Source organism: Streptomyces sp. SAJ15 (genome assembly GCF_007595705.1).
Lineage (GTDB): Bacteria > Actinomycetota > Actinomycetes > Streptomycetales > Streptomycetaceae > Streptomyces.
The window spans coordinates 311,512-324,177 of sequence record NZ_NISY01000005.1 but is presented as its reverse complement, the minus strand read 5'-3'; the positions used below and the strand labels follow the sequence as shown (position 1 = coordinate 324,177).

The following is a 12,666-nucleotide window of genomic DNA, read 5'->3' as shown; positions in this document are numbered from 1 at the left end:
CAGAAGGGACTTGGGTGATGACGACGACGGCGAGTGACGAGAAGGTCCTCGACTACCTCAAGCGGCTGACCGTCGACCTGCGCCGGACCCGGCAGCGGCTGCACGAGGTCGAGGCGGGGACCCGGGAGCCGATCGCGGTGGTGGGCATGGCGTGCCGGTTCCCCGGCGGCGTCACCTCCCCCGAGGAGCTGTGGCAGCTGGTGGCATCCGGGACGGACGCCATCTCGGAGTTCCCCGCCGACCGCGGCTGGGACCCGGACCTCTACCACCCGGACCCGGCACGGCCCGGCACCAGCACCGTGCGCGAGGGCGGATTCCTGCACGACGCCGCGCGGTTCGACGCCTCGTTCTTCGGGATCAGCGCGCGCGAGGCGCTGGCCATGGACCCGCAGCAGCGGCTGCTGCTGGAGACCTCGTGGGAGGCCGTCGAGCGCGCGGGCATCGACCCGGCGACGCTGGCCGGCACCCGGACCGGCGTCTTCGCGGGCGTCATCTATCAGGACTACGCCTCCCGGCTGCGCCGGGTGCCACCGGAGTTCGAGGGCTACATCGGCAACGGCAGCACCGGCAGCGTCGCCTCCGGCCGGGTGGCCTACACCTTCGGCCTCGAAGGGCCGGCGGTCAGCGTGGACACCGCGTGCTCCTCGTCGCTGGTGGCGCTGCACCTGGCCTGTCAGTCGCTGCGCCACGGGGACTGCACCATGGCGCTGGCGGGCGGGGTGACCGTCATGGCCTCCCCCATGGCGCTGGTCGAGTTCAGCCGGCAGCGCGGCCTGGCCGGGAACGCGCGCTGCAAGGCGTTCTCCGCCGCCGCCGACGGCACCGGCCTGGGCGAGGGCGTCGGCATGCTGCTGCTGGAGCGCCTTTCGGACGCCCGCCGGGCCGGCCATCGGGTGCTCGCGGTGATCCGCGGCAGCGCGGTCAACCAGGACGGCGCCAGCAGTGGCCTCACCGCCCCGAGCGGCCCGGCCCAGCAGCGGGTCATCCGCCAGGCGCTGGCCCATGCCGGTCTGACCCCGGGAGAGGTCGACGCCGTGGAGGCGCACGGCACCGGCACCACCCTCGGCGACCCCATCGAGGCGCAGGCCCTGCTGGCCACCTACGGCCAGGGCCGGCCGGCCGACCGGCCGCTGTGGCTGGGCTCGGTGAAGTCCAACATCGGTCACGCGCAGGCCGCGGCCGGGGTGGCGGGCGTGATCAAGATGGTGATGGCGCTGCGCCACGGGGTGCTCCCGCGCACCCTGCACATCGACGAACCCACCCCGCACGTGGACTGGACGGCTGGCGCGGCGGCCCTGTTGACCGAGGCCAGGCCCTGGCCGCGGCCCCAGCCCGCCGCCCCGAACGGGACCACGGCGGGCCACGGGACCGTGGGGGACGACGGGGCCGGAGCGGGCAACGGGACCGCGGTGGGGAACGGGACCGGAGGGGGCGCCGACGTCGGTGCGCGGGAGGCTCGACGCCGGGCCGGGATCTCCTCCTTCGGTGTCAGCGGCACCAACGCCCACCTCATCCTGGAAGAGGCCCCCGAGCCCCCGGCGGCGGAGGCCGCGCCCGGCGCCGCCGGAGGGGCCGGCACCCTCGTACCGTGGGTGCTGTCCGCCAAGTCCGAGGTGGCGTTGCGCGCCCAGGCCGAGCGGCTGCGGAACCATCTGGAGGCGCGTCCGCAGCTCACCGCGGCCGAGGTCGGCGCGGCGCTCGCGACCACCCGTACCGCCTTCGAGCACCGCGCGGTGCTGGTGGCCGCCGACCGTGCCGAGCTGCGGGCGGGCGTCGCCGCGCTGGCCGCCGGGCAACCCGGTCCCGAGGTGGTGCGCGGCACCGCGGCGGCCCACGGCCGGGTGGTGCACGTCTTCCCCGGACAGGCGCCCTGGTGGGACGGCGCCGCGGCCGAACTGCTCGACATCGCTCCCGAGTTCGCCCGGCGCATGGCCGAGTGCGAGGCCGCGCTGGCCTCCTTCGTCGACTGGTCCCTGCGGGACGTGGTGCGCGGCGCCGAGGGCGCTCCGGCCGCCGACCGGCCGGACGTCGCCGGGGCCGTACGGTGGGCGGTGCTGGTCTCGCTCGCCGAGCTGTGGAGCCACCACGGGCTGGCACCCGCCGCCGTGGTGAGCCACGGGCCGGGCCCCGGCGAGATCGCCGCGGCCTGCGCCGCCGGAGCGCTGACGCTGAAGGACGGGGCGCGGCTGGTCGCCTTCGGCGGCGCCGCCGCGGAGACCGACGAACCCGTGGAAACGGTCGAGTCGCTCGCGGCCGAGGTGCCGTTCTACGCCACGACTGCCCACACCGGGTCGTCCCCCGCCGCGGGCGAACGGACCGGGGCGGGGGCGGACGCGGCGCCCGCGGACACCCCCGAGCCCGGGACGGACGACATGGTCGTGCGCCCCCTCGACACCGCGGGACTGGACGCACGGTACTGGTGCCGCGAGGCCGCCCCCGACGGGCCCCCGGTCGCCCGGTCCCAGACGGCTCGATCCAGGGACGGACGGTCCCGGGATCGCCGGCCTCAGGCGGGCCTGGAAAGCACCGCACGGGCGCTGCTCGGCCGCGGGCACACGGTGTTCATCGAGATCAGCCCCGAGCCGACAGTCGTCGAGACGATCGCGGGGGTCGTTGGCGACGCCGATCGCAGGGCGCTGGCCGTCGGCACGCTGCACCGCGCGGACGGCGGTCCGGACCGGTTCCTGCGCACGCTGGCCGAGCTGTACGCCGCCGGGGTGCCGGTGGACTGGTCCGCGGTCTTCGGCCCGGTCGCGGGCGCGGCCGACGTCGAGCTGCCGACCTACCCCTTCCAGCGGCGGCGCTACTGGCTCGACGACACGCTCCCCTCCGGCGACCTGGCCGCCTCCGGACTCCGCGCCGCGGACCACCCGCTGCTGAGCGCCGCCGTCGAACTCCCCGACTCCGGGGGGCTGCTGTTCACCGGCCGGCTGTCGACCCGCACCCATCCGTGGCTCGCCGACCACGTGGTCATGGACCGGGTGCTGCTGCCCGGCACGGCCTGCGTCGAACTCGCCCTGTGGGCGGCCGCTCGCGTGGGCTGCGACCGCGTCGAGGAGCTCACGCTGCACGCCCCCCTGGAGATCCCCGCGGCGGACGACGGGCGGACGGACGGAGTCTCGATCCGGCTGGCCGTCGGCGCCGCCGACGACACCGGCCGCCGCAGCGTGCACCTCTACTCGCGCCCCGCGACCGCCGACTCCGCCGACTCCGCCGACGCCAACGCCCCGACCGCCGGACCGGAACTCGCCGCCGTCCTCGACCCGACGGCCGGCCCCGACCGATCCTGGACCCGGCACGCCAGCGGGACGCTGACCGCCGGCGCCCCGGCGCCCGCCTTCGATCTGATGGTGTGGCCGCCGAAGGGGGCGGAGGAGGTCCCGATCGGCGACCTCTACGAGCGGGCCGCACGGCGCGGATACCGCTACGGGCCGGCCTTCCGGGGCCTCACGTCGGTCTGGCGCCGCGGTGCCGAGGTGTTCGCGGAGGTCCGTCTGGACCGGGAACGGGAGCTCGACGCCAGCCGGTTCACGGTCCATCCGGCGCTGCTCGACGCGGCCGTGCAGGCGTACGCCGTCGCCGTGCCCGAGGCCGCCTCCGGCGCGCGCATGCCGTTCTCCTGGCGCGGAGTGTCCCTGCGGGCTGCCGGCGCCACCACCGCGGTACGGGTGCGGCTGAACCCCACCGGCCCCGACGCCATGGCGATCGACGTCGCGGACGCCATCGGCGCCCCGCTCGGCTCGGTGCGCGGCCTCGTGCTGCGGCCCGTGCGCGCGGTCGAGGCGGTCCCCGAGGAAGGCGGCGCGTCGCTCTTCCGCCTGGACTGGGTGCCGGTGCCGGTGCCGGTGCCGGTGTCGACGCCGACCGAGTCGCCTTCCGCCGAACGGTGGGTGCGACTGGGCGCCGGGGACGGAGTCGGCGACGCGATGGGCTCCGCCGTGCCCACCCACCCGGATCTGGCCGCGCTGGCGGCGGCCGTCGACGCGGGCGCGGCGGTGCCGGAGGTGGTGGTCGCCCCCCTCGCGTGCCCGGAGCGGCTCGCCGTCCCGGAGGCCGTACGCGCCGCCACCGCGGGTGCCCTGCGCCTGCTGCGGGACTGGCTGGCGGACCGCCGGTTCGCCGGCTCGCGGCTCGTGGTCGTGACGCGCGGCGCGGTCGCCGCCGGCGACGCGGACACGGACGGACCTGACCTGGCGGGCGCCGCGGTCTGGGGCCTGCTCCGGACCGCCCAGGCGGAGCACCCGAACCGGTTCACGCTCCTGGACCTGGACCCGGCATCCCTGGACCCGGCGTCCCCGGATTCAGCAACCTCGGCCACAGCAACCTCGGCCACAGCAACCTCGGCCACAGCAACCCCGGATACGGCATCCCCGGACCCGGCAACCTCGGATACGGCAACCCCGGACCCGGCAACCCCGGACCCCGCGATCCCCTCGGACGATCAGCTCCGGAGCCTGCTGGCGGTGGACGAGCCCCAGTTGGCGCTGCGTCAGGGGAGGCTGCTCGCGCCCCGTCTGGTGCGGCACCCGGACGCCCCGGCATCCGTGACGAGGCCCGACCCGGCCCCCGCCTCACCCCCCGTCCCGGCGACCACCCCGCCCGCGGAGCTCGGCTGCGACCCCCGGGGCACCGTCCTGATCACCGGTGGCACCGGCACGCTCGGCGCCCTCGTCGCCCGGCACCTGGCCGCGCGCGGCGCCCGGCACCTGCTGCTCACCAGCCGCCGGGGCGAGCGGGCGCCGGGGGCCGCGGAACTGGTGGCGGAGCTGGCGGCCCTCGGTGCCCGAGCCACGGTGGCCGCCTGCGACGTCGCCGACCCGCCCGCGCTCGAAGCGCTGTTGGGCCAGGTGCCCGCGGAGCATCCGCTGACGGCCGTGGTCCACGCGGCCGGAGCGGTCGACGACGGCGTGCTGGAGGCGCTCACCCCGGAACGGTTCGACCCCGTACTGCGGCCCAAGGCCGACGCCGCCTGGCGGCTGCACGAGCTCACCCGCCACCTCGACCTGTCGGCGTTCGTGCTCTTCTCCTCCGCCGCCGGCGTCATCGGCGCGCCCGGCCAGGCCAACTACGCGGCCGCCAACGCCTTCCTCGACGCCCTGGCGCGGCGCCGCCGCGCCCAGGGCCTGCCGGCGCAGTCGCTGGCCTGGGGGCTGTGGGAGGAGCGCAGCGCCCTGACCGCGAAACTGGGCGAGGCCGACCTGGCCAGGATGGCCCGGAGCGGTGTGCTGCCGCTGGCCACGGAGGAGGCGCTGGCGCTGTTCGACGCCGGTCGCTCGCTCGACGAACCGGCGCTCGTCCCGCTCCATCTGGACCCCGCGCGGCCGCGTTCCGGGGCGGGCCGCGCCGCCGGCGCCACCCCGGCCGTGCTGCGGGACCTGCTCGGCACGCGGGAGGGCCGCCCGGCGCCGTCCCGGACGCCCGGGAGCCGGGCCGCGACCGCGCCCCGGAACGGCGCCGCGACCGGCTCCGACACCGGCCCCGCGGCCGTGCTGCGCCGCCGGCTGGCGACCCTGAACGAGACCGAGAGCGAGCGCGTCCTGCTCGACCTCGTACGCACCCACGCGGCGGCCGTGCTGCGGCAGCTCAGGCCCGCCGACATCGAGCCGGACCGGGGATTCGTGGACCTCGGCTTCGACTCGCTCACCGACCTCGAGCTCCGCGACGCGCTGGAGACCGCGACCGGGCTGTCGCTGTCCGCCACGCTGATCTTCGACCACCCCACCGCCGCCGCCCTCGCCGGCCATCTGCGCCGGGAGTTCGCCGCCGACGACACCGTCGAGGTGGGCCCCGCGCTCGAGGAGCTCGACCGGCTGGAGGAGTTCCTCGCGCCCTTCGCCGGCGACGGCGACGCCAGGACGGCGATCGGCCTGCGCCTGCGCGACCTGCTGTCCCGATGGGGTGACGAGGGCCCCGGCGGCGGGAGCGAGACCGCACCACACGACCTGGCGTCGGCGACCGACGACGAGCTCTTCGCGGTACTCGAAGGGCTCCGCGGCGCCGACCCCGGTACACCGGCGAATCCGCACGGGCTTTAGGAGCTGGCTCAAGTGGCAAACGAAGACAGGCTGCGCGACCACCTCCGGTGGGCGACCGCCGAACTCACCGAGGCGCGCCGCCGCGTGCGGGAGTTGGAGGAGGCCGAGCGCGAACCCATCGCGATCATCGGCATGAGCTGCCGGCTGCCGGGCGGCGTGGACACGCCGGAGGCGCTGTGGCGGCTGGCGATCGCGGGCGAGGACGCGATCGGCGAGCCGCCCGCGGACCGCGGCTGGCGCGTCGAGGACTTCTACGACCCCGACGCCACCCGGCCGGGCACCTCCTATGTGCGCACCGGCGGCTTCATCGACGGGGCGGACCGGTTCGACCCCGCGCTCTTCGACATCAGCCCGCGCGAGGCGCTGGCCATGGACCCCCAGCAGCGGCTGCTGATGGAGGCCGCCTGGGAGGCTCTGGAGCGGGCCGGGGTCGCCCCGGCGAGCGTCCGCGGCGCCCCGGTCGGCGTCTACGCCGGCCTCATGTACCACGAGTACGCCGCCCGGCTCACGGAGGTGGACGAGGCCGTCGCCGCCTTCCTGGGCAGCGGGAACTCCGGCAGCGTCGCCTCCGGGCGCATCGCCTACACCCTGGGACTGGAGGGCCCCGCCGTCACGGTGGACACGGCCTGCTCCTCCTCGCTGGTCGCCGTGCACCTGGCGGCGCAGGCGCTGCGCCGCGGCGACTGCACCCTGGCCCTGGCCGGCGGCGTCACCGTGATGGTCACCCCCGGGAGCCTCATCGAGTTCAGCCGGCAGCGCGGCCTCGCCCCGGACGGTCGCTGCAAGTCCTTCGCCGCGGCGGCCGACGGCACGGCCTGGGGCGAGGGCGTCGGCATGCTGCTGTTGGAGCGGCTCTCCGACGCCCGCCGCAACGGCCACCGGGTGCTCGCGGTGATCCGCGGCTCCGCCGTCAACCAGGACGGCGCGAGCAGCGCCCTCTCCGCCCCCAACGGCCCCTCCCAGCAGCGCGTCATCCGCCGGGCCCTCGCCGACGCCGGCCTGTCGGCCGACCTCGTCGACGCCGTGGAGGCGCACGGGACCGGGACGAAGCTCGGCGATCCGATCGAGGCCCAGGCGTTGCTGGCCACGTACGGTCGGGGACGGCCGGCCGACCGGCCGCTGTGGCTGGGCTCGCTGAAGTCGAATCTCGGTCACACGCAGGCGGCGGCGGGTGTGGCGGGTGTGATCAAGATGGTGTTGGCGATGCGGCATGGGGTGTTGCCGCGGACGTTGCATGTGGATGAGCCGACGCCGCATGTGGACTGGTCGGTGGGTGGGGTGGAGTTGCTGACCGAGGAGCGGGTGTGGCCGGAGACGGGTCGTCCGCGGCGGTCGGCGGTGTCGTCGTTCGGGGTGAGTGGCACCAACGCGCATGTGGTATTGGAGGAGGCCCCGGAGCGGGAGGCGGCGACCGAGTCGCCCGGGTCCGTCGGGGTGTCGGGTGTGGTGCCGTGGGTGGTGTCGGCGCGGTCGGCGGAGGCGTTGCGGGCGCAGGCCGAGCGGTTGCGGGAGGCGGTGGTCGGGCATCCGGAGTGGCGGCCGGCCGATGTGGGCTGGTCCCTCGCCACCGGCCGCTCACCGCTGGAGCACCGCGCCGTCGTCGTCGGCGCGGACCGCGAAACGCTCCTCCGGGGCCTGGAGAGCCTCGCCGGAGACCCCGGGACGGGCGTGGCGCCCGGCGTGGTGACGGGACACGCCGCCGGCCGCGGCGGCGCGGTGTTCGTCTTCCCGGGTCAGGGCTCGCAGTGGGCGGGTATGGCGGTGGAGTTGCTGGACTCCTCGACGGTGTTCCGGGAGCGGATCACGGCGTGTGGTGAGGCGTTGGCGCCGTACGTGGACTGGTCCTTGGAGGAGGTGCTGCGCGGCGCGGACGGCGCGCCCTCGTACGACCGGGTGGATGTCGTCCAGCCCGCGCTGTGGGCCGTGATGGTGTCCCTGGCGGAGTTGTGGCGTGCGTACGGGGTGGAGCCGGCCGCGGTCATCGGCCACTCACAGGGCGAGATCGCCGCGGCCTGTGTGGCGGGCGCGCTGTCGCTGGAGGACGGCGCGAAGGTCGTCGCCCTCCGCAGCAGGGCGCTGCTGGCGCTCTCCGGCGCGGGCGGCATGGTGTCCGTGGCCCTGCCCTCCGAGATCGTGCGCGAGCGGCTCGCGCGCTGGGGCGACCGGCTCTCCGTCGCCGCCGTCAACGGTCCGTCCGCCACGGTGGTCTCCGGGGACCCGGCGGCGCTGGACGAGCTGCTCGCCGAGTGCGAGGAGCGGGACGAGCGCGCCCGGCGCATCCCGGTGGACTACGCCTCGCACTCCGCCCATGTGGACCGCCTCCAGGAGGTGCTGAGAGCCGACCTGGCGACCATCGCCCCGCGCGCCGCGGGTGTGCCGTTCTACTCGACGGTGACCGGCGGCCTGCTGGACACCGCCGAGCTCGACGCCGCCTACTGGTACCGGAACCTCCGCCACACCGTCCGCTTCGACGCCGCCGTGCGGGCGGCGGTCGCCGACGGCCTCGGCGTCTTCGTCGAGGCCAGCCCGCACCCGGTGCTGACCATGGCCATCGAGGACGCCGCCGCCGTCGGCTCGCTGCGCCGCGACGAGGGCGGCCCGGAGCGCTTCCTCACCTCCCTGGCCGAGGCGTACGCGCTGGGCGTGCCGATCGCCTGGGAGCGGGCCTTCGCGGGAGCGCGACGGGTGGAACTGCCCACGTACGCCTTCCAGCGCCGTCGCTTCTGGCTGGACGCGCCGGCGACCACCGGCGACGTGGGCGCGGTCGGGCAGCGCGCCACCGGCCATCCGCTGCTCGGCGCCGCGGTGCCGCTCGCCGGCGACGACGGGCTGCTGCTCACCGGCCGGCTGTCGGTGGAGTCGCAGCCGTGGCTGGCCGACCACGCGGTGTGGGGCACGGTGGTGGTGCCCGGGGCCGCGCTGGTGGAGCTCGCCGTGCGGGCCGGTGACGAGGTCGGCTGCACGGTGCTGGACGAGCTGACGCTCCAGGCGCCGCTGGTCCTGCCGGAGCGGGGCGGTGTCCACCTCCAACTGGCGGTCGGCGCCCCGGACGAGGGCGGACGGCGGGCGCTGAGCCTGCACTCCCGGGCCGCGGACGCCGCCGACGCGACCCCGTGGACCTGCCACGCGACCGGTTTCCTGACCACCGGCGACCTCGCGGCCGGCGGGGAGTCGACGGCCTGGCCGCCCCCCGGGGCGGAGCCGGTGGCGCTCGACGGCGTCTACGAGCGACTCGCCGCCGAGGGGCTCGAGTACGGCCCGGCCTTCCAGGGGCTGCGGGCGGCCTGGCGGCGCGGGGACGAGCTCTTCGCGGAGGTGCGGCTGGCGCCCGCACAGCACGCGGCCGCCGCGGAGTTCGCCCTTCACCCGGCGCTGCTGGACGCGGCCCTGCACCTCGCCGCCGCGACCCGGACGACGGGCTCGGGCCCCGGCACGGCGCCGGCCCCCGAGCCGTCCCCGGACTCCAGCGGGACGGTGCGGCTGCCGTTCTCCTGGGCCGGGGTGGCGGTGCACGCCACCGGCGCCACCGCGCTCCGGGTCCGGTTGGCGCCCGCCGGTCCCGACGGGGTGTCCCTGGCGGTGGCGGACGCGACCGGGGCACCGGTGGCCACGGTGGAGTCGCTGGTGAGCCGCCCGATCTCGGCGGAGCGACTGCGGGACGCCGACGGCGGCCCCCGCGATCCGCTGCTCCGGGTGGACTGGACCCCGCTGCCGCTCCCGGCCACGGAGCCCGCCCCCGCCCGTTGGGCCGTGCTCGGCCCTGACCGGACGGCCGCCCCGCGGGCCACCGCGGGGACCATCCTGGACCACTACGCCGACCCGGCCGCGCTGACCGCGGCGCTCACCGCCGGTGAGGCCGCGCCGGACGCGGTGTTCGTGACCTTCGCCGGCGAACCCCGGACCCCGGATCCGGGGACCGACGAACCCGGGATCGACCTTCCGTCGACCGACCCCGCCGAGGCCGCCCGCGCGGTCACCCACCGCGCGCTGGCGCTGCTGCGGGAGTGGCTGGCCGACGAACGGCTCGCGGCCACCCGACTGGTGGTCCTCACCCGCGGCGCCGTGGCCGCCGCCCCCGGCGAGTCCGTACGGGACCTGGCGCACGCCCCGGTGTGGGGGCTGGTCCGCTCCGCGCAGACCGAGCACCCCGGGCGGCTGGTGCTGCTGGACGTCGACGGCGCGGCCGCCGCGCCCGAGCCGCTGTCGTACGCCCTGGCGAGCGGCGAGCCGCAACTCGCGCTGCGCGCGGGGCAGGTGCTGGTGCCGCGGCTCGCGCGGGCCGACGCCGGCCACGCCCTGCGACCGCCGCGCGAGCCCGGCTGGCGGCTGGACGTCACCGCCAAGGGCACCCTGGAGAACCTGGCCCTGCTGCCGAGCCCCGAGGCGACGGCGCCGCTGAAGCCGGGGCATGTGCGGGTCGCCGTGCACGCCGCCGGGATGAACTTCCGCGATGTGCTCCTCGGCCTCGGCATGGTCGACCAGGACGTCATGGGCGGCGAGGCGGCCGGTGTGGTGCTGGAGACCGCCCCGGACGTCACCGACCTGGCGCCCGGCGACCGGGTCATGGGCATGGTGCCCGGCTGCTTCGGACCGGTCGCGGCCGTCGACCGGCGACTCGTCGCCAGGATGCCCGAGGGCTGGACCTACACCGAGGCCGCCACCGTCCCGATCGCCTTCCTCACCGCCTACTACGGCCTGGTGGACCTCGCGGACGTCCGCCCCGGAGAGTCGGTGCTGATCCACGCGGCCACCGGCGGCGTCGGCATCGCCGCGGTCCAGCTCGCCCGGCACCTGGGGGCGGAGGTGTTCACCACGGCGAGCCCCGCCAAGTGGGACGCGCTGCGCGCCCAGGGGATCGAGGACGCCCGCATCGCCTCCTCCCGCTCCCTGGAGTTCGAGGACGCCTTCCGCGCCGCCACCGCCGGCCGGGGCCTGGACGTCGTCCTGAACTCCCTGGCCCACGAGTACGTCGACGCGTCCCTGCGGCTGCTGCGCGACGGCGGCCGGTTCGTGGAGATGGGCAAGACCGACATCCGGGACGCCGACGCGGTCGCCGCCGCCCATCCGGGGGTCGGCTACCGGTGGTTCGACCTGATCGAGGCCGGACCCGAGCGGATCGGCGAGATGCTGGCCGAGCTGATGGCGCTCTTCGAGCGCGGGGTGCTGCGGCCGCTGCCGGCGACCACCTGGGACGTACGCCGGGGTCTGGACGCCTTCCGGTTCATGAGCCAGGCCCGGCACATCGGCAAGGTGGTGCTCACCATGCCGCGCGCCCTGGACCCCGAGGGCACCGTGCTGATCACCGGCGGCACCGGGGTGCTGGGCGGCCTGGTCGCCCGCCACCTGGTCGCGGAGCACGGCGTACGACGGCTGCTGCTGCTCTCCCGGCAGGGCCCGGCGGCCGAGGGCGCCGCCGAACTCGACGCCGAACTGACCGCGCTCGGCGCCCGGGTGACCGTGGCCGCCTGTGACGCCGCCGACCGGGACGCCCTGGCCGGGGTGCTCGCCGCCATCGAGCCGGAGCACCCGCTCACCGGCGTCGTGCACGCCGCGGGCGTGCTGCGCGACAGCGTGATCGGCTCGCTCACCGCCGAACAGGTGGACGCGGTGGCGCGCCCCAAGATCCAGGCGGCCTGGAACCTCCATGAGCTGACCCGCGACGCCGACCTGGCCGCCTTCGTCCTCTTCTCCTCCTCCGCCGCCACCCTCGGCGGCGCCGGACAGGGCAACTACGCGGCCGCCAACGCCTTCCTGGACGCGCTCGCGCACGCCCGGCGGGCCGCGGGGCTGCCCGGGCTGTCCCTGGCCTGGGGGCTGTGGGCGCGGGCCAGCGGCATGACCGGGCACCTGGACGAGACCGCCAGGGACCGGATGCGCAGGTCCGGGGTGACCCCGCTGTCCGACGCGGACGGACTGGAGCTGTTCGGCGCCGCCCTGCGCACCGCGGACCAGCCGCTGCTGGTGGCGATGGGCCTGGACGTCGCGGCGCTCCGCGCCTCCGCCGCGCACACCGGCATCCCCCCGCTGCTCCGCGGACTCGCCGGCGCGCCCGCGCGACGCACCGTGGAGCACTCGGCCGACCCCCGGGGCGCCGAGGCCCTCGCCCGTCGACTGGCCGCGCTGCCGGCCGTCGAGCGCGGCCGGGCGCTGCTGGCCCTCGTCCGGGAGCACACCGCGACGGTGCTGGGGCACGCCTCCCCGGAGGCGGTCCAGCCGGGCCAGCCGTTCAAGCAGCTCGGCTTCGACTCGCTGACCTCGGTGGAGCTGCGCAACCGGCTGGGCGCCGCCACCGGGCTGCGGCTCCCGGCCACCCTGGTCTTCGACCATCCCACCCCCGCCGCCCTGGCCGAGGAGCTACGGGCCCAACTGATCCCCGACACCGGGCAGGAGGCCGCGCTGGCCGCGCGGGAGGCGTCCGTGGAGGCGGAGATCCGCGCCGCGCTCGCCACCATCCCGCTGTCCCGGCTGCGCGAGGCGGGACTCGCCGACGCGCTGCTCGAACTCGCCGGATACGACGGCGCGTCGGGGCCGGCGGACGACGGCGCCGCGGCGGCGGACCCGGCGGACTCCATCGACGCCATGGACGCCGACGACCTGGTCAGCATGGCGCTCGACGGCACAGACCTCTGAT

Annotated in this window: 2 protein-coding genes; both read left to right on the top strand. The window is 76.8% G+C overall.

Going from position 1 to position 12,666, the window contains the following annotated elements; all coding sequences use genetic code 11:
- Positions 1–17: 17 nt before the first annotated feature.
- On the top strand, positions 18–6,035 hold the full coding sequence (locus CD790_RS35240) for a type I polyketide synthase (RefSeq protein WP_222108255.1): 6,018 nt from the start codon (positions 18–20) through the stop codon (positions 6,033–6,035).
- 3 nt (positions 6,036–6,038) lie between these two features.
- Positions 6,039–12,665, top strand: coding sequence for an SDR family NAD(P)-dependent oxidoreductase (locus CD790_RS16535; RefSeq protein WP_399217689.1), 6,627 nt, complete (start codon positions 6,039–6,041; stop codon positions 12,663–12,665).
- Position 12,666: the final 1 nt, after the last annotated feature.

Bases quoted from the DNA above. Each gene is read 5' to 3' on its own strand.
- CD790_RS35240 (WP_222108255.1), top strand. From the start codon at position 18: ATGACGACGACGGCGAGTGACGAGAAGGTCCTCGACTACCTCAAGCGG.